The sequence below is a fragment of the Streptococcus peroris ATCC 700780 genome (assembly GCF_000187585.1).
In the GTDB taxonomy this organism is placed as follows: domain Bacteria; phylum Bacillota; class Bacilli; order Lactobacillales; family Streptococcaceae; genus Streptococcus; species Streptococcus peroris.
This window is the reverse complement of sequence record NZ_GL732463.1, coordinates 1,318,220-1,343,649: the sequence shown is the minus strand read 5'-3', so window position 1 is coordinate 1,343,649 and position 25,430 is coordinate 1,318,220. Positions and strand designations below refer to the sequence as shown.

Below are 25,430 nucleotides of genomic sequence, written 5' to 3'. Positions count from 1 at the left end.
CTGAGTCTATTATAGCATGACTATCATTAAAAATCCGATTAAATTATTCAAGGCATGAAGAGACATACTATAAGCCAAACCACCCTTACTGATATAAGCCAAGCCCAAGCTAAAACCAAGTGAAGCATAAACCAGGAATTGTTGTGGAGTGCCAGGGAAATGAACAAGTGCAAAAATGATGCTTGTTACTAGTAGAAAGAGGGCTGTCTGCTTAACATTATCTTGTTTTGGGAAGAGGAAGCAAGCCAGCATTCCTCGAAAAATCAGCTCTTCTGTCAGGGGAGCAAAGACAACAATTAAAAAGAAAGAGAAAATTGGTTGTTCTAAAGCTAATTCAGTTATAATCTGTTGATTGGCAGATGGTTCTTCTGGTAAAAAGAATTGAGCAACAATGACTAGAAACCATACCAAGGCAGGTAACCAGATGTATCGATTAAATCCAGTTGTTCCAATCGTTACAGGTGACATTTTATACCACTTATATACGAAGAAACAGTATACGCCTGCTAATAGAATATAAAGTGGAAGAATACCATAAATAGGTACTCCTGCGCCGAGACCAAGCAGAGCTACACCCTGAATAAAACTATAGACCATAAGAAATGATAAGAAAGCAAGGACAAACCAGCCAATATTTTGAAGTGTTTTCATAATATTCTCCTATTTGAAATAACGTTTTGTTTTGCGCAATTGTGCAACATTGATATACAAATGGATGACAACTGCTACAAGCAGAGCAACCAACTGTACTTGACCTAATACTAAAGATAGAACTACTAGGACAACATAGATACCAGGAATGAGGATCTGATTGACCTTGAACAAGATCAAGTAAGCTTCTTCCATTTCAGCCTGTTTTTCTCCCTCATCATAAGTATCGAGGTATTCCAAAACTTCCTTAGGCGTCGCCGTAACAGAAAGTTTGTAGTTACGAATCTTGCTGGTGATTTTTAGACAGTAAGCACCCGCCCAGACACCTAAAACTATCAAAAGTAAGGATGCTGCTGATGGGCCTAAACCTCCTAAATCTATCAGTAGGCAGGATAGCATACTAATTTGGCAAACATTCCAAGCTACTGTAGCATAATCTAAGAAGCGATACGTAGCAAGGTAGTCTTGCTCATTTCCTTCATCCTCTTCTTCTCTTTGATAGCTCTGATATGCCTGATGACTTTTTCTAGTGAAATAAAATGTCAGAATCACCGTAAGCATCCCTAGACCAAGAAAAATTGAGTACGAGGTAATGATTACTTGCTCTTGACTGATCCCTAAAGGATTAAGACCAAGGAAACCAGCAAATATTCCTAATAAAACACTTGCAAGAAAAATCTTCAGTGCAAAAATGATTTGTTTCTTTTCCATCTTTAAACCTCTTTCTAAAACAAGCCAGACAACCACTGACCAAAAGCTTTTCCTGATTCGAAGATAGCGGTCAAGCCTTCTGTTCCAAGTGACACCAAAATCAAACAAACAGCAAGTAAGAGAATAGCTTGGTTTCTAGCTTTTTTTGCTCCATCCCCCAAGGGTTCATTACCAATCCAACCTGCTAGATAGGCATAGAGAGTTACTGTTATAATCCCAATCTCCGTAGAAGAGAGAAACAAGAAGACTGTCACCAAACGAACGATATTGGCTTGGATGTTAAAATAATTTCCTAAACCTGCACACACACCTGCAAGTTCTTTGTGCTCAGTATCTACTTGAAAACCTGCTAAAAACTCTTTCATAGCTTTTCTCCTTTTACGATCTCTTTAAACTTTATCTTTTTCTCTACCCATCTAAAGACTAATAATAGAACTATATTAATCCAGAAGAGGTACTTACTTTCCACAATTGTAAACCAACCAAATAGACTTCCAATCATAACAAAGGTATTTGCAATAAACACAAGAATACTAAGATAATAAATCACTTTATACTTGTTCATCACTCATCCTCCTCTAAGCGAAAGACCGACTCGACTGGCTCATGGAATATCTGAGCAATCTTCAGGGCAATGACAATGGATGGCGTGTACTCATCCCGTTCTAGCAAACTGATGGTTTGCCTGGACACGCCAGCTAGTTTGGCCAGTTCTGTTTGATTCAGGCCATCGCGAGCCCGAAGCTCTTTTAGACGATTTTTTAGCATGTCTTTTTTCTCCTTTGTTCTTATCTTGATTTCATTGTAACATATCTTTTTATTTTTGACAAGTATATTTGTCAAAAAGTTTAAGATTTTTGTCATTTTGCAAAAGAAAAAGGTCAGGAATGGTATCCTGACCAAGATTAATACTTAGCTTGAAGAAAATCGCCGTCCCTCAGTTTCTTAATCTTGAGAGATGAGCTTAGCCTTCTTTTTATAATATCTTCTATCGATGCATAAGATTGTGATACTTATCAAGGAGAGTATTCCCCCCATAAAAATACCTTTTTGCGAGAAGACGAACTCGACTCTATGCTGTCCAGAAGTAATTGGAAAGGACAAGAGACTATTCCACGTTTTTGAAGTTGGAACATCCTTGCCATCCACTTTTACTTTCCAACCTGCACTATATGGAATCGAAGTCATCATAAATTGGCTATCATCTGTGATATCAACAGAACCTATAATATGAGTATTTGAGAACTTCTCAACCCGTAAACCTTGAGCTTTTCTCTTTTCTAATACCTTTTGAATTTGATCTACATCTGCACGATAAAGCCCTGCATATGAAAGGTCTACCTTATCTGTCTTAAGGCGGAACTCTAAGACAGTCTCTTTCCCTGCTGCATTATCAGCAATCTGCCAAAGTTGACGCTGTGTGTTTCTCTTAGAATGAGTGAACCATTTACCGTTTAACAATACTGAATATTCTTTTTCCGAATTAAGAGAAGCTGGTACAAAAAAGTAATAAGTCAAATCCGTTTGAGGAGTGATGTGGTAACGAACGATTGCTTCTTTACTGGAATCCTTACGTTTGTAAATTGCTGTACCCTTTTCTTTATTCACGTCTTCTTCTACTAGATTTTCAGTTTCAACCGCACTGAAGGCTAGAGGCTTAAAATACTCAACAGAATTCTCCTGATTTTTTTGAATTCCCTCCATAGAGTTGAGAATGTTGTTTTGGTTTTTCACAGCATTATTTAAGTCAAACTGGATACCTTTAACCAATTCATTTGTGCCAAAGGCCAGTGGGAAAGAATTTGGATTTTCGTATACAATATAGCGTTCATCCTCATATACTTTATCAGTAAAATAACGGTGCATATCAAAACGGCTTGCAAAGCGATAAAAGTACATTCTTTCAGGATGATTTTCCTTCTCCTGTTGATCAATATCCTTAATATCCATGTAATAACGAATGCCATACAAGGCATCAGTCAGTGGAGTCCCATTTTCATATTCTGTTGCCGCATTACTCCCTTGATCTCCCAAATAGGCAAATAAATCCATAGTAGATTTCTCCAAACTTGAGCTAAAAGTACTCAATCCTGGATACCCAACAAGTGATGGAGTTGTCCGCGAATAGGCAAATGTACTAGCAATACGATAAAAAGGTTGATCTGCATGTTCTTGAACACTATCTGTCACGCGTTTAACGGAAACCGTCGCATCTACAAACTTATCTACTTCTGCATAGCTAAAAGTCACTTGTGATAGATAGGCATTGTAGCCCAATTCAAATATTGTCAACATGGACAACAAGTAGACTGTTATGCGGTTCATCCTAGGACGCAATAAGACAAGAATGGCTAAATAAATAACTGCCGTTAAAATAGCTTGAGAAAAAAGATAACCTGTTCGCAACAATACAGTCAATACTGAAAGAACTAAAGTTGAGACTAGCAAAATCATTTTCTTTTCTCTATTTGTTTTGAAAGAGCGATTCCAGTATAGATAAAAAACCGCAATTATGCCAGCAACTAGAAGCACTATCAATAGAACAAAATGATTTGCGATAAACTGAGTCAAGATTTTCGGTTGAGTTTTAGGTAGATAGGTAAAGTCTTTTGTATAGAGATAAATTGCTGATAAGGCTAATACTGTAGCTGCCAGTAATTTCCCCCGACGAGAAACTTCAATTTTCTCCTTCAAGACTTGATAAGCTAGAATGAGCATAAAGAAAGAGAAAAGCCATGAAAATCGGAAAAAGAACCCAGCAGGATTTTGGCCCATATGCCAAATTTTGTTAACAAATTCATTCTCAAAAGAAGCGAAAAAGATGAGAGTGATTACCCCAGCAGCCATTCTTCTTTCTTTGAGAATTTTTTTTGATGTCAGAAATAAGATAAAGCCAATAAATCCGAGAGCCCCGATATAAATGTTTGGTAAGTTTGGCCCAGACGACCAACCTGATATCGTATCATAACCTCCAATCGTTAATTTGGATAAAATATCCAAGGGATTAATCTGGAGAGCCATGGAGAAGGTCATGGCTCCTCCAACTTGTCCCTTGCTTACAAGCAGGTTGAAAAATATGGGGACAAGCAAAACAGAAACAGTGGCTGCTCCTAAAACAGAATATAAGAAGACATCCCATAAAGGTTGCATGTAATGTTTTAGTTTTACTTTCCAAGTCCCTTCAATTGCAAGACGTGGGGAAATATAGTAACAGGCATATAAAACCACAAAAATCGAGATCATATAACCCATGTAAAATTGGAGTAACACTGTCAAACCTAAAACAAAGGCATAGGGATAGCCCGCTTTCCCATCCAACAATTGCTCCAAGTATACGATAACGATAGGAAGCATGAACATGGCATCATAAAAGATGACATTCATTTGGTAAGATACCAACATGCCCGAGAGAGCGTAAGCTGTCGAAAACAAGGGAACTAACCAGTATTTCGACACTGCACCTTTATAACGCTTAATCAATAGGTGAGCAAAAGAGAAACCAATCACGCCATATCTAAACCAAATCGTTAGAAAAACTGCTAACCCAAAGTGTTTGATTGGGAGAAGTATATAAATAATATTGAAGGGACTCATCAGATAATATCCCAATAACCCAATCATATCACCACCGATTGATTTGGTAAAAGAGTAGGTAAGACTACTTAAATCTCCCGAAAGTACCGCATTCTTAAGCAAACCAAAAAAGCTAATATACTGTTGACCAAAATCAACTGCCATCAGACTTTTATTTCCAAAGGGATAACTACCCATGAAAAACCAGACAACTAGCATGATAGCCATTGGTAGCAAGGCACTATACATATAAAGAATACTCTTAAGATGATTTCTCTTTATATTCTGCCAATGTATTAACCAATTTCTCATGATTGATTTCTCCTATGTGTTTTAGTCAATTTTCTATTTCTCTCCTGATTTCAACTTACTTCCCTATATTCAAAAATAATCATTATAGACTACATCTAAATACTTCGTCATTTTTATATTTCAAAAAGGGGAGAGCAAGGCTCTCTCCTTTCTAAAAGATCTTATCTAATATTATTTAGAAATTTTACGTTTGACTACAATAGTACCAGCCAAGATAACCAAACCTGCAAATACTAGCGCTACTCCAGTAGCTTCACCAGTGAATGGAAGACCTGGTTTGTCTTCTGTTGTGGTGGTGGATTCTTCTGGTGTTTCTGTAGTACTTGTAGTGGTTGAACCTGGACCTTCAGTTGTGGTCGTTGTTGTGGTGGTTGTAGTTGGGGCTTCTGTTGTCGTTGTAGTCGTTGTCGGAGCCTCTGTTGTCGTTGTAGTCGTTGTTGGAGCCTCAGTTACTGTGGTTGTTGGAGCTTCCGTTGTTGTTGTAGTTGTCGTTGGAGCTTCCGTTGTTGTTGTAGTTGTCGTTGGAGCTTCCGTTGTTGTTGTAGTTGTCGTTGGAGCTTCCGTCGTTGTGGTCGTTGTTGTCGGAGCTTCCGTTGTTGTTGTAGTTGTCGTTGGAGCCTCAGTTGTCGTTGTTGTAGTGGTCGTTGGAGCTTCCGTTGTTGTTGTGGTTGTCGTTGGAGCTTCCGTCGTTGTTGTTGTGGTTGTCGGAGCTTCTGTCGTTGTAGTTGTTGTTGTGGTTGTCGTTGTGGTGGTTGTGGTTGTCGTCGTTGGTTGTTCTTTTGGATTGACGATTGTTTTTGTAGCCGAGTGATCAGTTCCGCTAAAATCTTCAGCATTTACCTCAGTATCTGCTACAGTAATCGTATAACCTGCTGGTGCTTGTAACTCAGTTAAGATATATTTATCTTTTAACAAGGCATTCACAGTAATATCACCATTAGCATCCGTTACATATTCACCAATCACTTGATTATTGGCTTGACGAACCACCTTGAATTTTGCTCCAGCAAGAGGTTGATTTTCATCATTCACTTTATGGATATGAAGCGTAAATACATAACCTACTCCTGAGCCACCAGCAATTTGAATGGCTGCTGCGTTAACAGCTTGTTTAATAACAACACCTTTACCTTTTAGTGTCGCCTCATTCTTTAAAACTTCTCCATCGGCAGGTGTATATTTTAAGCGAACGTCATATAAAATTTGGTATTGATCTGCTTCAGTAACATCTCCAAGGTTAACAGTGAAAGACTGACCGTCATCACTAACCGTTACCGTATGTTGATCTGTCACATCTACTGTATCATTTAATTGCCATGAACCGTCAGTATCAGAGAAGGTTCCCTTATATACGCGAATAGTACCTTTTACGTATTCTGCATTCGTAAATTGTAAATGATCTTCTACCGTAACTTCTTTAATATTTTGTTTGTTTTGATTGACAGAAATTGCATATTTAATTAATGTTGGGTCTTTCTGAACATCACTTATTTTAACGAACAATTTAGGTTCTGAATTTCCAATCCCTTTAAATGTCACTTTCCCTACAACAGTTGTTTTGTTGTTAACCGTTACTTGAACCGGAACTTCTCCAGCTTCTGGATGTTTTTTATAATCTACTTGAGCGTAGAAGTAAAAAGAACCATTTGTGTCAGAATGATTTTCAACATAATCAGTATATGTTAATGAAATCTTTTTATTATCCTTATCAACTGTTGCATGTGCAATAATTTGATTAGTTTGAGTGTCACGAATCTCAAAACTTTGTGAAGAAATGATTAGAGGGTCGGAAATAGAAATATCTGTCGTATCTCCTGCCTTTACATTTTTCCCAGCTAAATCATAGTTTGCATTAATTCTAAAATTCTGCCATTTTCCAACGCCGTCTTCAATATTACCTCCGTTCTCACTGGTAACATTAATATTATTAATGGTATCAACGAATTTACCACTAACTGTGACCGATGGTGTTTCTGCAGCAGTTCTAGTTAAGCTTAGTGCGAGAATCGTGGTCAACACGAAAAGCATGATTGAAAAAATGCCTAATTTTTTCTTTTTCATCTTTCTACCCCTTTTTAACCTTTTTCTATTTAACCTTATTATATCACTAATTTTTTAAAATAGTATAGCAATAATATAAGAATTATCAAATATTTTTAATTTTGACAGTATTAAACTGCTGGCTGTGTTTGGAGCTTACCGATTGTTTAAAATAATAAAAAGAGAGGGGAATCCCTCTCTTTAAGTATCATCTCTATCGATTATTTATTAGAAACTTTGCGTTTGATTACAATAGTACCTGACAAGATAACCACACCTGCAAATACTAAGGCTGCTCCAGTAGCTTCACCAGTGAATGGAAGACCTGGTTTGTCTTCTGTAGTTGTTGAAGTTGTACTTGTTGTACCTGGCGCTACAGTCGTTGTAGTTGAAGCCTTAGTTACTGTTGTAGTTGGAGTCTCAGTTACTGTTGTTGTTGGAGCCTCAGTTACTGTTGTAGTTGGAGCTTCTGTTACTGTTGTAGTTGGAGCTTCAGTTACTGTGGTTGTTGGAGCCTCAGTTACTGTTGTAGTTGGAGCCTCAGTTACTGTTGTAGTTGGAGCTTCTGTTACTGTTGTAGTTGGAGCTTCTGTTACTGTTGTAGTTGGAGCCTCAGTTACTGTTGTAGTTGGAGCTTCTGTTACTGTTGTAGTTGGAGCTTCTGTTACTGTTGTAGTTGGAGCTTCTGTTACTGTTGTAGTTGGAGCTTCTGTTACTGTTGTAGTTGGAGCTTCTGTTACTGTTGTAGTTGGAGCTTCTGTTACTGTTGTAGTTGGAGCCTCAGTTGTGGTTGTAGTTGTCGTTGGAGCTACCGTTGTCGTTGTTGTTGTGGTTGGGGCTGCCGTTGTCGTTGTTGTAGTGGTGGTTGTTGTGGTTGTTGTAGTCGTCGTTGTAGTTGTAGATGTTTTATCACCTTCACCTGAACCTGAACCAGTTTCTAAACGAGTCAGCTTAGTAATTGAACGTTCCTCAGGGAAATTAGTGGCTTTCCACTTCAAGGTGTTGGCTACTTTAGTCTTTGCTGGAAGGTCAGTTGTCAGTTCAGTTGTGTACTCAATCCACATTGGCCACTTGTAGTTGTCACCAAAGTTGAATGTGAATCCTGTGATTTGACCTGCCGCATTTCTTGCAAACACTGCTTTCTTAGTGAAGTTGTCAGTTGGAGTCAACTTGAACAATTCATTTTCATTTTGGATTTTGTTTGGTTGAGTTGCATAACGAACCGCACGCAATGAACCTTCTACAAGAACTTGACCGTGATCGCTGAAGTCATCTGTGATAACTAAACCGTTCAACTGATCTTGAACAGCGTTCAAAAGAATACGCCACTTGATACGTTTAGGGTTTTCTTTGTCTTGGTAACCATATTTATACTCATAGTCGCCTGGAGTACCTACGTATTGCTCATAGGTTACATGGTAAGTTTCTTCACCAAACTTAAATGTGTACTTACCAGATTCTTTCAAATTTGTTGCGTTCGGACGAACTGAGTATTTCAAAGACATGACTTTGTTTTGGGGATTTTTAGAAAAGTAGTCAGTGAAAGTAATTTTAACTTTTCCTGTAGCTGGATCAGTTACAGCATTTCCAACCACTTGACCACTACTGTGAAGGATTGGAAATTCAAGTTTAGTAACTAATTCCAATTCTTTTGGAAGATCCAAAGTCAGTGTATCCCCAGCATTGATGTTTTGTGAGTCTGGGAAAGTCAGTGAATTTGTTGCTTCTAAGACACGACCCGTCGTGATCTTAGTATCTGCAGTTAATGGTTTACCATCAACCTTGACTTCTGTTTTCAAAGTATAGTTGGTAACATCAGTAGCAAATACTGTCGTAAGCGTTGCCAATGAAAGAACCAAAATACTTACAAACGCTAAAATACGCGTTACGCTAAGCTGTGATTTCTTCATCACATAATCTCCTTTTTTAAAATTAATCAGACGTATCATATCATTTTTTTTAGCCATTGACAAGCCTTTTGTACATTTTCTTGCATTTTTCTTAAAATATTTCGTTATTTTTCTATTTTTTCGATAAAAACCGGCTTCAATAGTCATCTTTTTTATCTATAAGGCCTACAAATGTTAAGAACAAGATCAAGCTTCCAAGCAGACTTACCCACCAAGGTGACTGTTCTCCCGTTTCTGGCAACATCTTATCTTGATTTCCTTGAATAGCAGTTTTCTGAGGCTTTTGTGTTGTAACCACTAACGGATTTTCTTCTAGCTGCTTAGGTGATGGAATCATTGGGGTCGTCTTGTCCGCTTGTGTTGATGGTCTTTGTTCTGATTTTCTAACCGGCACTTGGCCCGTAGGGATTTGAAGCTGGGGTTTTTGAACGAGTGTTCCAATTTCTACAATCTCAGTTTGGGGTTTCTCAAGCACTTCTGAGCGAATCAACTCTTTCTTGATGACAACGCCGTCCTCTAGAGTCAGGCGATAGACATCTTGACGTTTGCCTGGCTTCCCTTTTTGGAGTAGCCTTGTAGTTCCTTTAGCTAATGATGCATTTTCAACTGTTTGTTTCTCAAAGTCTACCTCTTCTACTTGGAAGATTTCTTCTGTTGTGATAGTTGGAATTCGTTTTGTTCCTACTAATATAATGGTTGGGACTGCCTCTCTGACAACTTTACTTTCAACTAGTTTTGATGAACGTTCTTCGTCATTGAAGAATTCCTTCTCGATTGTCTTATGGATTAGACCATCTTGGCCTTCTTGGACAAGCTTCGTTTCACCTTTTGGCAAAGTACCATCGTTACGATACTCAATCGGACTTGTGATTCGCTCCTCTTGAATCTCAAAGACTGTATGCTCAATACCAGATCCCTCAACAACTACCTTATCGACAGGTTGCGTTGTGTTCACAGTTCTGAGATGTTCACGCTTGGTTTCCTTACCATTGACGTAAGTTATTTGATAGTAGTCTGTTTGAGTTCCTTCTTTCCCCTCTACTTCAACAAGACTGTATCCAACTGGCTTGGTCTTGTCCTTACGAATAATAACATTGTATGGAATTGGACTTGTTGTGTTGATTTCCTTAGTTTCAGTGACTTGCGTACCGATATGGATAATCTCGTCTTGGACTTGTTGAACTTCCTTACTGCTGATCAAGTCTGTCTTCGTCAAGACTCCGTCTGTGTAGGTCAGTTGGTAAACTTTTTCTACGATCCCATTTTGGCCTACTTGCACTACCTTGGTCTCTCCTTTTGGTAGGTCAGGATCTTCGATCTTTTGGGTCTTATAGGCAATATTCTCAATTTGAGTATGTTGCTCTACCTTGATCGTTGGCACGTGTTTTGTACCGACTAAGATAATCGTTGGGGTAGCTTCTGTGACAAGCTTACTTTCTACCAATCTTGTAGACCGTAATTCATCATTGAAGTATCGTTTTTCGATTGTCTTACGAAGGAGACCTTCTTCACCAACTTGGATAATCCGCGTTTCGCCTTCTGGAAGAGTGTCATCATTGCGATGTTCGGTTATGCTGGCGATCTTATCTTCTTGAATCTCTAAGAGAGTTCTTTCTACGCCAGTTCCTTCAACAATCACCTTGTCAATAGCTTCTCTTACGACTGTTGTCTTGAGATGTTCACGTTTTGTCTCGGTACCATTGATGTAGGTTACTTGATAAAGATCTGACTTTTCTCCATCTTGACCTTCTACTTCAGTCACTCGATAACCGATTGGCTTTGTGGTGTCTTTACGAACCTTAACGGTAAATGGAATTGGACTTGTTTCGCTAGCTTCTCTAATCTCTTTGACACGAGTTCCGACTTGGATAATCTCATCCACTGGCTCTGTTGTCATGTTAGACTCTACAAACGTACGAGATGTTTCTTCTCCATTTACTTTCGTTACAGAATAGCGATTTGTTCTCTGCCCCTTCTTGCCAGGCTGAATAATCTTAGTTGTTCCTGCAGGAAGTTGGTCTGTAAATTTCTCAACAGTGTTGTAGTCAATTACTTCTGTTTCTTCTACAAGTTCCGTTGTCTCAACAATAGGTGTTGAATTACCGACACGGACGACACGATTGACAGCATCTGTAACCTTGTGTTCCGAAACGATAGTACGACCGATTTCTTTACCATTTCGATAGCTTACCAAGAAGGTACGGATCATTTGACCTGGAGTTCCTTCTTCATCGACAACACTTTCTCCTGCTGGAAGTGTATTGTCTGAGACATAAATCGTCTTGAATGGAACGTCAACCTGTTCATCCAATGTACGTTCTGTCATCTTAGAAGTACCGATTACTGTGATTTCGTCAACAGCTTTTGGATTCTCAACTTTTGAGATTTCCTTACGAGAAACTTCGACATCGTCCTCATAGGTCACTTCATAAGTTGTTGTGATGGTACCAGGAGATCCGACTTGAGTAATCTTGCTGTAGCCTTCTGGTTGGGTCTCATCCTTTTCGATAACTTTGTTGAAGTCTTTTTCTTCAACAACAACTACGGATCTGATCGATACAACCACACCTAGGCCTTTAACAATGATCTTGTTCTTCTTCTCTTTGAGGGTGTTTTCATTGACCAAGGTACGATCAACGAGTTTGTCATTGAGGTAGGTAAGTTTATATTGACTTTCAATGCGACCTTTTTCACCTTCTTGACGGACCTCTTCGTAGCCTTTTGGTTTCGTGTAGTCGTATTCGATGACAGTTTCAAAGTCAACATCCTTAACCTCAGTAGTGTATTCAACTTTTTCTACTGCACTACCAACTGTGATAATGCGTTTGACTGGTTGGTCAATCACCGTTTCAGACGTCAAAGTCTTACCGGCTTCCTTACCATTCAGTTTTCTGATTTGATAAGTCTTTTCAACAGAACCATTCTTACCAGCTTGATTTTCAAATTGATAAGTCTTTGGTTTTGTTGGGTCCCTTCTGATCTCTGTTTCGTATGCAACAGTTTCTTTCTCAGTAACAGTTTCAAAGGTTTCTGTAGCTGTACCAATCAAGACGATTTCTCTCGTAGGCTCTTGAATTACTTCCTCAGATTCAATCTGACGACCTACAATTGTATCACCAACTTTGGTAATCTTGTAAACATTAACTTTCTTACCAGGTACACCTTTTTGTACAGTTTCTTTGAATCCGATAGGAAGTTCATCTGTCTCACGAATTTCGATGATATACTCTGTCGTTGTTGTTGTACGAAGTGTTTCAACCGTTTTATCACCAACGATATCTACTGGAGCTAACGGCTTACCATCCAGAGTGTTACGTCCAAGGAAGACACTATTACTCTTGGCATTTAAGTTCACCCAATCACCATTGTATAGTCTAAAGAAACCGTTCTTGTTTGGTGTGTCGGCGATGAATTTATTGTCTGTAGCTGTTACTTTAACAGTGTCGTTTAGACGGTTAATCCCAAAGAAGGCTTGCATCAAATCTTTGATAACTGCTCCGTCTGTTTTTCGAGTGACATCGTAACGTTGCCATGGTTCATTGTCTTTATATTTAAAAGTATTACTATTGACACCTATAGATTCTGCATTTGTACTTTCAATCGCAACCGCGTTTTTCCATCTAGACTTGATTTTCGATACGGTCAACTCATTGTTATCAATGTTTATACTTCCTCTGGTCTTTGTAAATGGTACTTTTGTAACCTTGTTTACACGTTTTCCAGTAGCAGGGTCAAGGACACTCGCTATATAGGTTGTATCATCGTTGATGTAAATCGGTAACTGTTTGATATCATCTACTTCAACCTGATTTCTTGCAATAGTAATGTCACCTGATCCTCCACCTTCAACACCTCTAGATGCTTGAGCAGTATTGTTGTTGACAGAGATGATATAGTCTGTTGAATCACCAGTGATGCTATTTCCTTCGATGTTTAGACTGTAATTATTTGAAGCCTCATTATTTCTAAAGAGAATACCAAAAGTCCCCGGTTGTCCATTTTCAAATGGTTTTGTTAAACCGTCAATCGTATTATTTGATATTTCATAACGACCTTTTTCAAGGGGTTTTGTCCATTTATGGTTTTTCTCATTTGTCAGGATAGAGATGGCTGTGTAACCACGGTAACGAGCTGGATCATCATCGTCGTTTTCCAACTTAGAGTTTGGATCTTGTGTTACCTTGTTGTTACGAATAATGACATCTGTCATCGGATTGGCACGGTTATAAACCTCAATACCATTCAAACGGTCCCCGAGTGAAACGTTATTTTCGATGAGAATCTTATTCCCGTCGTGAATATCCAAGCCTTTACGGTAGTTGTAGTTTGTATAGTTTCCAGTATAGGTAATGCCATCGTTATAAGACCCTGCCATTGAGGCAGCACCATATCCAGTACCACCGTCCAACACATGACCGTTGTATGACAAGATGTTATTTTCTACAAGAAAATTACGTTGGTAACCGAACATAACACCAGCAACACGGTTGTTATGAAGGAAAGAGTTGGTTACCTTGTTACCGTCCATGATAGGAACATCTGGATCTCCGATAGACTTGACTTCATTTGAAACCTTCTCAGAGATACTGCTGTAACGGATTGGTCTACCGCTAGCATCATACTCTTGAGCTGTCGCCTTACTTGAACCAAAGAAGACACCGGCTCTGTTGAATTTCATAGCACGAACGTCATTGATCGTAACATGTGAAGAATCATTTACGTAGATCCCGTTTGAACGACCAAAATAAGACTTGCCTTTGCGGTAAAATTCATTGTCTTTTGTGTAGTCTGATGAATCATAGGCGTGCTCGACAGTCAAACGTCCAACAGTAAAGTTGTTCTTATTTTGAATGAGAATCGCTGATTCATAACGATTATCCGTCAGATTTGTTTCCGGATCATGTTCACCATCTTGTTTTTTATCAAACAAGATTTTTGTATTGTTACGGCTTGGACCGCTACCAATCAAACCTTTTACATTACTATAGTTCTCATCGATCACCAAGGTTTTCTTCAAGAGGACATTCCCTGAAACCATTACGGCAGCTCCACCCTCAACCTCATTGGCTGCTTTCAGAGCTTTTTGAAGAGCATCACTTGCTTCAACCTTACCAGTTGTATCTAGTCCGAAGTCCGTAGCTTTTACATACTTGCCGTAGGTTGCATCTTCATAGACTTTTATATTGCTAGCTACAGCTCTTCTACGACGAGCTCTAGGAGCTGCTGATTCATCTTTAGGAGTCGTTACCCCCTCTTGAGGTGTCTCTGACAACTTTTTCAGCTCTTCTTCAGGTGTTGTCTCAGCCGCTGGTTGTTCTACCTTAGGCTGTTCAGTTGTTGGTTGTTCAGTTGTTGGTTGCTCAGTTGTTGGTTGCTCTTGGACAGGTTGTTCCGCTTTTGGTTGTTCTGCTACTGATTTTTCTTCAGCAACTTCCTTCTCAGCAGGAGACTTGTCTGCTTCCTTTTCTGCCACTTCCGTTGTAGAGGTAGAATCTGCTGGTGTTAAAGATGCTGACTTCCCCTCATCAGCAACCGGCCCCTTCTTATCATTAGCAGTGGCTTCACTCTTTTGATTTGTGATCTTATTTAATGAAGTTGCTTTTTCATCCTGATTTTGAACAACTGTGTTATTTGAGAAATCAGTTGTATCAGCTTTAACATGCACTTGACCTAATTGGAAAGTGGTTAAAATCCCAATTGTCAACAGTGAATATTTTGTTGATTTCCTAATATTCATTCCCTCCAAACTCTCCTTTAAATTATCATATCATCTACAATTATAAAAATGCATAAATATTCTTGCTTTGCTATTTTAGGGCGCAAAATATTTATTTTATACTATACAATAATACAGGGACAGAGGCTTAAAGTCAATAAATTTTAACCAAAATTTTTATTTCTCTAACTAATTCTTTTCTGACAAAGTATTTTTCTATACTTCTCGTCTTTTTGATGCTTTCATTCAAAAAGGCCAGGAATGATTCCCTGGCCTAAATTCTATAATCAAAATCCTAATTTTTCAAAGACTTCTGAGAAATCTTGGATAATTGCTTCGAGTGACACTTGAACTTCTTCTCGAGTTTGATTGTTCTTGACTGTCACTTGTCCACTCTCAACTTCACTTTCTCCGAGGGTGATGAGAGTCTTAGCCGCAAAGACGTCAGCTGACTTGAACTGGGCTTTGAGTTTGCGGTTGAGGTAATCACGTTCTGCTTTGAAGCCTTGTTGGCGAAGAGCTTGCACCAACTCTAAAGCCTTGATATTTGCTCCTTCACCAAGGACAGCAATGTAAACGTCGAGGGCGTTTTCGATAGGTAGTACCACGCCTTGCTTTTCAAGGACCAAAAGGAGACGTTCCACACCAAGTCCAAAACCAAAGCCAGCAGTCTCAGGACCACCAAAGTAGGCAACCAAGCCATCGTAACGACCTCCTGCACAGACTGTCAATTCATTGCCTTCGATTTCTGTGATAAACTCAAAAATCGTATGGTTGTAGTAGTCCAGTCCACGTACCATGTTGCTATCGATGATGTAGTCTACTCCGAGATTTTCCAGCATCTGACGAACAGCATCAAAGTGAGCTTGGCTTTCTTCATCGAGGTAATCCAAGATAGATGGTGCATTCTCCACTGCTGCCTTGTCTTCTTTTTCCTTAGAGTCCAAGACACGAAGAGGGTTTTCCTCCAAACGACGTTGGCTATCCTTAGACAAGGTCTCCTTGAGCGGTGTCAAATAGTCAATCAAGGCCTGACGGTAGGCAGCACGGCTCTCAGGATTTCCAAGAGTGTTGAGATGTAGTTTGACGCCTTGAATACCGATTGCTTTCAAGAAGTGGGCTGCCATAGCGATGGTTTCTACATCGGTAGCTGGATTGCTAGAGCCAAAGCACTCCACACCAATCTGGTGGAATTGGCGTAAACGGCCTGCTTGTGGGCGCTCATAGCGGAACATTGGGCCCATGTAGTAGAACTTACTTGGTTTTTGAACTTCTGGTGCAAAGAGTTTATTTTCCACATAAGAACGAACGACTGGAGCAGTTCCTTCTGGACGAAGGGTAATATGGCGGTCACCCTTGTCATAGAAATCATACATTTCCTTGGTTACGATATCGGTTGTGTCTCCAACCGAACGACTGATGACCTCGTAATGTTCGAAAATAGGGGTGCGCACTTCTGCATAGTTGTAGCGTTTGAAAATTTCACGCGCAAATCCTTCAACGTACTGCCATTTGGCAGACTCAGCAGGTAAAATATCCTGCGTTCCTTTTGGTTTTTGTAATTTCATAGAGAATCCTCTTTATAACTTAATAGTCCTATTTTACCATAAATGAAGGGATTGGGACAGTGTGAAGAAAACATGGATTTAAAGATTATTTTTGAGATTGAGACTTGTCAGAAGAATAGCTAACAAAGAAAGACCTACAAAAAGTATCCAAGTCAACTGCATATTCCATACTGCCACCAGTGAAAAACAGGCCGTCCCCACTGGTATGGATAGAGTAAACAACAAACCTAAAAAATTACTAGTACGAGAGAGAACCTCTGGAGCAAGGTTTTTCATGAGCAGAGCACTAATTTTTGGAGAAATTTTCCCAGAAACATACATGGTAAAAAAGACGAAAAGCATACCGAGCAAAACTTGGTTTAACAAATTAGATAGACCAACTAGACTGGCTCCTAATGTAACCCACATCATCAATCTAGGCAGAGATTGCTTCCCAAAATAATCATTGCCAGTAAGGCTACTGATGATAACTGCTAATAAGGTAATCAATTGTAAGATAAACAAGGCATCCTTGTAGGAAAAATCCAGTAAGGAATGATTTAAAAGGAAGATGTTATAGATACCACCTAAGGCACCACCCAAAGCATTGATAAGCAAGATAGCAAAGAGCATAAAACCAAAGTTTTTCTGTCCACTGTTAAGAAAAACGAGACGTAGGTTTCGGTAAATCGTTAAAAACTGATCTTTGATCGAAAGCTTCTCATTTTTCAGTGATTTACTATCCGCAAGTGGAGTTGATAAGCTTAATTCATCCCTTCCTAAAAAGAGAATGAGAGCTGACACTAGGAAAAATATAGCATTGATTCCAGCTACGAGCGAAAAATTCTGTGTTGACACCCCTAATAGCCAAACTCCAAAAGCTTGGCCGCCAATCGCAGAGATGTAGGTAATAAACTGCGAAAAGGAATAGGCCTCCATCAGATCTGGCTCTGCTACTTTTTCTTTAACGAGAGGCATTCGCAAGCCACCAGCAAAATCACTGGCTACATCACTAATGACATTGATGAGGCAAAGGGTCGAAAAGGCAAAGAAACTAGCTTGCCGAACAACTAGGGCTGCTAGAAAAAATAAAATCGCCTGAAATAAACCGACATAGGTCATCCATTTGACCTTGTCCCTCGTGTAATCAGCCCGAATTCCCACAAAAACTGTAAAAAGAGTTGGAAGCATCATCACAACATTCGCTACGGCAACCGCAGACGAGGCCTGTGGTAAGGTCGAAGCGTAGACCACAAACACTAAATTAAAAATGGAAGCTCCAAAAGCATTGAAAAATCGTGATAAAGTCAAGATTCGATAAGCTTGATTTCTTAGTAATAATTTCATATAGATTTCTCTCCCACATACTACCTTTATGGTAGCTCTAGTATAGCATCAAGAATCCCTCGTGAATACTTTTTTGAATATATGCAACAAACTAAATTGATAACGAAAACGCTAGAATTTTCTACTACTAATAAGTATCTTCACAGTCCTATCGTTTCAATTTAATTTATCTAGTTGCAGATATTCAACATTCTATGAGTTTCTATAATAATCTGCAGATTTGCTACAACCGATCATCTCAAAGATACGGACAGCGTCCTCCATTTTTCTCTGCCCTTCTTCTGCTCTTCCTTGCTTACTATCAAGCAAACCTTCTGCCCATAGGTAGACTATTCGAAAATAGGTTTCATTTTCTTCAAAGAAGTTCTTTTCAATTTGTTTTTTGAAATAAAGGGCATTGGTAAAATCATCAACTTCAATACAGGCCATAAAAGCGTTGAGGAGAAAGGTGTGCATCATATTTCGATTTTTCCCAACTCCTTGCAAGAAATCTGACTTCCGCAACATTTCTCGAGTATACTTTGTGAAAAGCTGGACCGATAAAAGAGGAGAACAGGAAGAAAAGAACAACAGTTCATAGTGTCCCCAAATTTCGACAGAAAATAGATAATCATGTAGGACTCTTTCTTCATCAGAGGTCAACGTAACTGTCTCATCAATGGTTTTCATATAGGATTTTATTAAAATCGCATTGAGAATGTGTTGCTGTCTATCCTTTGAAAAAGGAAGTTGTTGATATTCTCTCTGGTAGAGAGTGCGCAAGGATGTCAAATCTTGAGGGTCGATAGCCTCAAAGATTCTGTTTCTAAATTCAGAATAGGCATCCTGATGAAAACCTCTCGCCAAAAATAAGAGTTCTTCTACGTTAGCATGGATATTCTCTAAAGCAACAAACAACTTTTGAGCAGATATTTCACTTTTACCATTTTCAAAACGTGATAATAAGGATGCTGAAAAATCATCCCCCGTTGCTTTTCTCAAGGAGATTTTTCTAGATTCCCGTAGCTCTTTAAAAACTTTTCCTAAATTCTTCATCCTCTCACCACTCGTCTTTTATTTTTTCCTATTTTACCACATTTCCTAATAAATACTAGTTCCAAACCAGCATTTACAATCTCCCACAAGCATGATAAAATGAAAACCATCAGATATACAAAGGAGAACTTATGAAAAAGAATATCTTGACAACCCTTGTAGCCTCTCTTGTCTACTTTATCTGTATCGGAGTGGGGGTTCTACTAGGAAATCTTGTCGACCACACTGGAAATATGTTTTACGCACCAGCCTTTGCAGCCCTAGTAGGTGGTAGCGTCTATATGATCCTTTTAGCAAAGGTTCCTCGTTTTGGAGCGGTTACTACGATTGGACTTGTTATCTCTCTCTTTTTCCTCGGGAGCAAGCATGGTGCTGGAGCCTTTCTGCCAGGAATCATCTGTGGACTTGTGGCAGATGGCATCGCAAACTTAGGACATTACAAGGATAGGGTCAAGAATCTACTTTCCTTCCTAGTTTTTGCCTTTGGCACTACTGGTCCCATCCTACTTATGTGGTTGGCTCCTCAAGCCTATATGGCTACTCTAGTAGCTCGCGGAAAATCTCAGGACTATATCAACCGCATCATGGTTGCACCTAACCCTAGCACCATCCTTCTCTTTGTAACAAGTGTCCTCATCGGTGCTCTACTTGGTGCCCTTATTGGACAAGCGCTGAGTAAGAAATTGGAACATAGACAGTAACACAAAAGCCCCTTGTCTCAGATAAATATCAGAGACGGGGCTTTTAATGAAATATTTAAAATTCACTATAAATAAACTCTTGAATATTTGAAAAATCTGTGATAAGAGAATAAATCACGATGCTTAAAATGGCTGTGTAGAAAAACAAGGTCCACAATAGTAAACGTTGTGTGTCAGTTAGTCTCGTTTGCAAATTTGTAAAGTTCTTTTTCAACTTCCATCCATCCTTTCACCCCAACGTGCATCACGTCAAATAAAAAGTAATCTTCATACTCTTTATTTCCATAGTTTAACACCGTAGCACCGTGGTTTTTGGCAATATTTTCTATTTTTTTGTAAGTTTCTTCACGCATTTCTCGTGAAACACCTGTGTAATCATTCCATTTACCATTTACAGGAAAGATAATGACTTCAACTTCAATTCCCAATTCCTTAGCAACTGTCAAGAAGAGTTCCATATCTGAATACTCTGGTGACTCTATGTAGCTCAAGTCTTTGTTAGAATCTTTCAGCGAAGCATAGCGGTCTCTCAAGTAGGTATTGTAGTAGTTATTATCCACAGCATAATCATTGTTATCTGTTTTCTTTTTAACTTCTTCTACAAACTTCTTCGTCATCTCCTCCCAATCATAATCCGGCGTTTTATCTCCTAGTGCAGGATAGTCTGATTTGGCATGATTTTCATAGAATTTTCGTTTAAGCTTAAAGGAATAAACGGCATTGTCAAGCTCCAACAGTTTTTTATCAATGATTGTTCCTTTTCCTTCTATGAAATAGCTTTTATACTTTTTATAGATATCATTTTGTTGTTTGTTTCCTTTGGTAATCTCAATAATGCGATTAATCAGTTTTTCTTTGGTTTCCTTACTGATTTTCTCGTTATCTAGCATATGAAAAATATGTTCCTGAGAGGCCTTGTTTAAGAAGGCGTCTTGATGAGTCCCATCCTTTTCGAACCATTGAACAGACTCTACGATAGCTACTTTTCGCTTACTCATAGCCCCCTCAATCGAGCTCAAGGTTGTAGCTTGAATGATATTTTGAGAGTAACTGGTTCCTATCTGCATAATGTTAAAATCATTGTAGTTAAAAATTTTATTGGGATGGTAATCTTCATTTATCGTCGCAACTAACTCTGAGGAACCCATTAGAACTAGTGTATTGGGAGTGATATTATTTATTAGAATATCTCTACTTTTATACTTTTCATAAGAAGTGCTGTAGCGAATACTATTGTCCTTGACTTTATAATAGTCGTCAATCTTCTTGACATATGTCACATTCAAAAGGGCAAGCGTCGCAATTACGAGCACAAGCGATAGTAAAAATGCTTTTAACTTAATCATCCTGTTTTGTCCAATCTCCTTGTTTAAGCAGATCTCTTTATCTACTTAAAATTGCTATAATTATCTTATAAGGTTCACCTGAAAATATGAAGAAACCAATCATAACCAAATTTATGGTCACAAACCAACTCATTAATTTGTACCAAGTTTTATTTTTATATTTCTTATAAAAAGTGCTTTTCTTTTGATAAATTTCAAATCCAGACATCAGAATCCCATGGTAAAAACCGTAAGCGATATAGCTAACACTAACACCATGCCAGAATCCCATAACCAACATATTGACCATATAGGCATAGGCTGCATTGTGCAATCTATTCTTAAACCATTTTTTTCTGATAACCTGCATCAAAACTCTTGAAAACACAAAATCTCTCAACCAGGTTGACAAGGTGATGTGCCATCTAGTCCAGAAATCCTTGATATCAATACTCAAGAAAGGTTTATTGAAATTCATCGGTGTCTGAATACCCAAAATATTACTGCTCCCAACAGCCATTAAACTGTAACCCGCAAAGTCAAAGAACAGATAAAGGGTATACAGGTACATATATTTAATTGAATAAATGACTGTGCCAGTATTGCTTAGAGCAAATAGTATCTGGTAAACATAAGTTGATAAAACCACCTTGTAGAGAAGGCCTAAAACAATACGATAAATACCACTTCCTGCTAGCTCTAGGTAATCTTTTCTAGGCATGACTTCGTTGATCTCTTTTAGAAATCTTCTGCTACGATCGATTGGGCCCGAGCTAACTGTAGGGAAGAAGAGTAAAAACTGCAGATAATCTTTTACACTGATTTTTTCTTTGATTAAACCATCCAATATTTCTAGCATGATCTGAATGGTCTTAAATGACATGTAGGAAATCCCAATAAAAGCCAACAAATGTAGCTGTGTTATAGCAAAGACTTTATTGACCACTAAAGGTAAAATGGATAACATAACTAGAGGTTTCAACCGTTTTGAATCCATTCTTTGTGCCATGAAAACTAGGATATATTGGTAGATGATGAAAGCCAGTAGATAAACCACCATGGATTTGCTTTTACCATAGATGACTCCTGCGAACAAAATAGACAGGGTTAAAATATAATAATCCTTACGCTTGCCAAAAAAGTTTAAGATAAAACCAAGCAGTAAGACCACAGATAATAGAAGGAAAAACTCATTCCCCTCAAAATAATTCATACTGGCTGAACTCCTTTGTCATTTCATAATTCTCTCAAGATAGCTTACTATTTCAGGCGTATAGAGATATTCTATTTCATTATATCATATTCCTGAATTTTAAGTTTATTATAGATAAAAACCAAGGAGAATTTATAAAAAAAGAGCCATGTCGCTCTTTTTTATTTATGACTTAATTTTTTTGTCAAGAAGTCTCCTAAGAACTGGATGGTGAAGATAATCAAGATAATCACAAGTGTGGCAAGGACTGTCACATCATGATTGAAACGGTTAAATCCATAAGCAATCGCTACGTTACCGATACCACCGGCTCCGACCGCACCGGCCATTGCTGTTTCACCAACAAGTGAAATCAAGGTCACAGTTGTCACACGGATCAAGTCTGGAAGTCCTTCTGATAGGTAAACACCTACGATATCCCAGAAAGTAGCTCCGCTGGCTTGAGCTGCCTCGATGACACCTCCATCAAGCTCTGATAAAACCACTTGCACCTGACGGGCAAAGAAGGCAAAGACTGCAAAAGATAGGGGTACGATAGCTGCATTTGGACCGATACTTGTCCCTACGATTAGATGAGAGAAAGGTGACAATACCGCTAAGAGAATGATAAAGGGCACTGCACGAAAGATTGAGGTAATCTTATCCAAAACCCAAAAGACTAATTTATCTTCTAAGACGCCACCCGGTCCAGTTAAGACGAGGAAAAGTCCTGCAACTAGTCCTAGGAATCCTCCAATGATAAAGGAAAGAACTGTCATATAAAGCGTTAAGTAAATAGCTGTCCCCCAGCCCGCTTGGCCTAACCAGCCCATCTTGTAGACGTTTGGTAAGTACGTTTGAATCAACTCTGCCATCTTACTGTCCTCCCTTCAATACTTTCAACTGTACCCCAGCCTGTCTAATTGCTTCTTGTGCTGCTCCCAGAGAGGCTTTCTCGCCTGATAAAACAACAACTAACTCACCCACAGGAGTTTCATCCAAAATTTCAATGTTCCCATAGAGAATATTGGCTGTTACTTGATAGTCCTTGTACAATTCATTCAAAAGTGGCTCATCTGTAGAGGCCCCTGCATACTTGAGTTGTACCAAAATGCTGTTTTCAGATAAGTGTTCTACAATTTCTTGCTTCTCAATTTTAACCAAAGCTTCATCGATACCTGTCGCTGTTGAGATAAAGTCCTGAGTTAATGGTTGCTTAGGATCTGAGAAGATTTCAAGAACGCTACCTTCTTCAATCAAGCGGCCATCCTGCATGACTGCTACACGATTAGCAATATCTTTGACAATCTGCATCTCATGCGTAATCAAGACAATGGTCAAGCCTAGTTTACGGTTCAATTCTTGCAAGAGTGACAAGATTTGTTTCGTCGTCTTAGGGTCAAGAGCTGAAGTCGACTCATCTGAAATCAAAATTTTTGGATCATTTGCCAAGGCACGCGCAATGGCTACACGCTGTTTTTGTCCACCAGAAAGTTGTGAAGGATAGTTTTCAGCACGGTCAGCCAATCCGACCAAGTCTAATAACTCAGCTACTTTAGCCTTCTTATCTTTCTCACTAAGTCCAGAGTGTTTAAGGGCAAAGGCTACATTTTCCTCGGCCGTTTTTTGACTCATAAGGTTAAAGTGTTGGAAAATCATCCCAATATCTTGACGCTTACGACGTAATTGCCCGGCAGTTAAGGTTTCTTTACCATCGAAAATCACATCATCATCAATGGTAATTCTACCTGCAGATGGTTTTTGTAAAAGATTAATAACACGCACCAGGGTTGATTTCCCTGCTCCAGAATATCCTACGATTCCGTAGATGTCCCCTTCTTTGATATGAATGGTCACATCCTTGACCGCTGTGATGGTCTTTTTCTTTTGGTGAAAGATTACATCAATCTGATCTAACTTGATAATATCTCTACTCATAGCTTCTAATCAGCTCCTCTACTAATTCAATATGGGTATAATAATCGGCGATTCGCACATTTTCATCTCCACCATGGTCTCGGCTATTGGCATTTCCTAGACCGAAGGCAACCATAGGCACTTCCAAGGCATCAAATACCGTATGCATTGGTCCTGTACCAGCTGTAGTTGGCAAAACTGACACGCCTTGCGGATAGAATTTCTTAGCCAGTTCAATGACGTTGAGAATAGATGGTGCACTCATGTCGCTCCGATAACTGATTTCACCCAAGGTATAATTTAATTCTACCTTATCAAAACCATTTTTGTCTAGTTGTTTCTGAATCTTTTCCAAAACATCGCGTGGATCTAAGCCAGGAACCAAACGAACTTCTAGCTTAGCGCTAGCTTCTGCCGGTAAAATCGTTTTAACCCCTTGACCTTGATAACCTGACTGGATACCCTCGATATTGAGGGCTGGTTCAAAGAAGAAACGTTTTAGAAAGGCTGTACGTTCCTCTTGTAAAAGTGGCAATTCCAAGCCATAAATCTGGCTGATTTCCTCTGGGTTGCGTTGAGCGTAGGTCTCAACCAAGGCCAGCTCGCGTTCATTAGGTTCCTGTACATCATCGTACAGACCTTCGACTAAAATACGTCCATCTTCAGCTCGCAAACTAGTCAAAGCTCGAATGAGATACCATGCGGCCGACTCCACAACACCACCATAACTAGAATGAATGTCCACATCCGCACTCTTAATCTTGGCATCAAAGGTTACAATTCCTTTGTTCCCGCCAGAAATTTCTAGTTGTTCCAAAGCATTTTTGGTTCCTTGCTCCCAAACCAATAAATCTGCGCCGCGGAGCTTATCCGCATGTTTTTCCAAATACTTATCCAAATCTGTCGAAGCAGACTCCTCTGCCCCTTCCATAATAAAGCTGATATTGACAGGCAGGTCATCGTGATGCTGCATATATTTTCTAAGGGCACTCAAGCGAGCAGTAATATGTCCCTTGTCATCATCAACCCCGCGTCCATACATGATGCCATCACGCACAGAAAGCGTAAATGGATCCTCTGTCCAGACTTGGTCGCCGTCCGCAGGTACTGTGTCATAGTGGTTGTAGAAAATGATAGTCTTGGCATCTGGTCGTGAACTTTTGAAATGTGCCATGACAAAGGGTGCTGTATAGCTCTCGTCAATCTCGACTTCCGCCCCTACACGTTTAAAAATTTCGCCTAGATAACGAGCCACCTCTTTCAGGCCGACTTGTTGGGCAAAGACTGATTTTTTAGAAATCAAGGTACGCAAAACTTCAAAGTAATGTTGCGCTACATGATCTTTTTCAAACTTTTCAATTTGTTCTTCTTGACTAGGGAAAATCATTTTCTCTCTACCTTTCTACTAGGACTTGTACCTTTAGAATCAATACAAGTGGAGTTCATTTGCTTT

18 protein-coding genes are annotated in these 25,430 nt (G+C 39.1%); 1 reads left to right on the top strand and 17 read right to left on the bottom strand.

Going from position 1 to position 25,430, the window contains the following annotated elements:
- Window positions 1-9: 9 nt before the first annotated feature.
- The 12 genes from HMPREF9180_RS08505 to HMPREF9180_RS08455 form a co-directional block, all read right to left on the bottom strand.
- Window positions 10-651: a CPBP family intramembrane glutamic endopeptidase gene (locus tag HMPREF9180_RS08505; RefSeq protein ID WP_006146125.1), complete on the bottom strand. Its 642-nt coding sequence runs from the start codon at window positions 649-651 to the stop codon at window positions 10-12.
- 9 nt (window positions 652-660) lie between these two features.
- A complete protein-coding gene (locus HMPREF9180_RS08500) occupies window positions 661-1,362 on the bottom strand; it encodes a DUF3169 family protein (protein WP_006146124.1) in 702 nt (233 codons plus the stop codon).
- A gap of 14 nt (window positions 1,363-1,376) precedes the next feature.
- Window positions 1,377-1,727 (bottom strand): PspC domain-containing protein, encoded by a 351-nt coding sequence (locus HMPREF9180_RS08495; protein ID WP_006146123.1) that lies wholly within the window; start codon window positions 1,725-1,727, stop codon window positions 1,377-1,379.
- Window positions 1,724-1,927 (bottom strand): hypothetical protein, encoded by a 204-nt coding sequence (locus HMPREF9180_RS08490; protein ID WP_006146122.1) that lies wholly within the window; start codon window positions 1,925-1,927, stop codon window positions 1,724-1,726. Before HMPREF9180_RS08490 ends, HMPREF9180_RS08495 begins: the two co-directional genes overlap by 4 nt.
- On the bottom strand, window positions 1,927-2,130 hold the full coding sequence (locus tag HMPREF9180_RS0101825; RefSeq protein WP_000916944.1) for a helix-turn-helix transcriptional regulator: 204 nt from the start codon (window positions 2,128-2,130) through the stop codon (window positions 1,927-1,929). Before HMPREF9180_RS0101825 ends, HMPREF9180_RS08490 begins: the two co-directional genes overlap by 1 nt.
- Before the next feature lie 177 nt (window positions 2,131-2,307).
- A complete protein-coding gene (gene pgfM1 / locus HMPREF9180_RS08485) occupies window positions 2,308-5,247 on the bottom strand; it encodes a glycosyltransferase PgfM1 (RefSeq protein ID WP_006146120.1) in 2,940 nt (979 codons plus the stop codon).
- 171 nt (window positions 5,248-5,418) lie between these two features.
- Complete coding sequence (locus HMPREF9180_RS08480) at window positions 5,419-7,308, bottom strand: Ig-like domain-containing protein (protein ID WP_006146119.1); 1,890 nt, start codon at window positions 7,306-7,308, stop codon at window positions 5,419-5,421.
- Window positions 7,309-7,508: 200 nt separating this feature from the next.
- Window positions 7,509-9,197: an Ig-like domain-containing protein gene (locus HMPREF9180_RS08475; protein ID WP_006146118.1), complete on the bottom strand. Its 1,689-nt coding sequence runs from the start codon at window positions 9,195-9,197 to the stop codon at window positions 7,509-7,511.
- Between the two features lie 136 nt (window positions 9,198-9,333).
- Window positions 9,334-14,934 (bottom strand): G5 domain-containing protein, encoded by a 5,601-nt coding sequence (locus HMPREF9180_RS08470; protein ID WP_006146117.1) that lies wholly within the window; start codon window positions 14,932-14,934, stop codon window positions 9,334-9,336.
- A gap of 266 nt (window positions 14,935-15,200) precedes the next feature.
- On the bottom strand, window positions 15,201-16,481 hold the full coding sequence (gene hisS / locus HMPREF9180_RS08465; RefSeq protein ID WP_006146116.1) for a histidine--tRNA ligase: 1,281 nt from the start codon (window positions 16,479-16,481) through the stop codon (window positions 15,201-15,203).
- Window positions 16,482-16,559: 78 nt separating this feature from the next.
- The gene (locus tag HMPREF9180_RS08460) at window positions 16,560-17,807 is read right to left on the bottom strand and encodes an MFS transporter (protein WP_006146115.1); all 1,248 of its coding nucleotides are present in this window, start codon (window positions 17,805-17,807) and stop codon (window positions 16,560-16,562) included.
- A gap of 192 nt (window positions 17,808-17,999) precedes the next feature.
- A complete protein-coding gene (locus tag HMPREF9180_RS08455) occupies window positions 18,000-18,842 on the bottom strand; it encodes an Rgg/GadR/MutR family transcriptional regulator (protein WP_006146114.1) in 843 nt (280 codons plus the stop codon).
- 131 nt (window positions 18,843-18,973) lie between these two features.
- Here HMPREF9180_RS08455 and HMPREF9180_RS08450 point away from each other — a divergent pair, with 131 nt between their 5' ends.
- Entirely contained in the window at window positions 18,974-19,543 is a 570-nt protein-coding gene (locus tag HMPREF9180_RS08450; RefSeq protein ID WP_006146113.1) for an MptD family putative ECF transporter S component, read from the top strand.
- 173 nt (window positions 19,544-19,716) lie between these two features.
- On the opposite strand, the gene dltD is transcribed toward HMPREF9180_RS08450, so the two are convergent.
- From dltD to HMPREF9180_RS08425, 5 genes are all read right to left on the bottom strand, one after another.
- Complete coding sequence (gene dltD / locus HMPREF9180_RS08445) at window positions 19,717-20,889, bottom strand: D-alanyl-lipoteichoic acid biosynthesis protein DltD (RefSeq protein WP_006146112.1); 1,173 nt, start codon at window positions 20,887-20,889, stop codon at window positions 19,717-19,719.
- Window positions 20,890-20,926: 37 nt separating this feature from the next.
- Window positions 20,927-22,081: a D-alanyl-lipoteichoic acid biosynthesis protein DltB gene (gene dltB / locus HMPREF9180_RS08440; protein ID WP_006146111.1), complete on the bottom strand. Its 1,155-nt coding sequence runs from the start codon at window positions 22,079-22,081 to the stop codon at window positions 20,927-20,929.
- Window positions 22,082-22,242: 161 nt separating this feature from the next.
- Window positions 22,243-22,935 (bottom strand): methionine ABC transporter permease, encoded by a 693-nt coding sequence (locus tag HMPREF9180_RS08435; RefSeq protein ID WP_006146110.1) that lies wholly within the window; start codon window positions 22,933-22,935, stop codon window positions 22,243-22,245.
- A gap of 1 nt (window position 22,936) precedes the next feature.
- Window positions 22,937-23,998: a methionine ABC transporter ATP-binding protein gene (locus tag HMPREF9180_RS08430; RefSeq protein WP_006146109.1), complete on the bottom strand. Its 1,062-nt coding sequence runs from the start codon at window positions 23,996-23,998 to the stop codon at window positions 22,937-22,939.
- On the bottom strand, window positions 23,991-25,364 hold the full coding sequence (locus HMPREF9180_RS08425) for a M20 family metallopeptidase (protein WP_006146108.1): 1,374 nt from the start codon (window positions 25,362-25,364) through the stop codon (window positions 23,991-23,993). The genes HMPREF9180_RS08430 and HMPREF9180_RS08425 overlap by 8 nt, the downstream gene beginning before the upstream one ends.
- Between the last annotated feature and the right edge of the window lie 66 nt (window positions 25,365-25,430).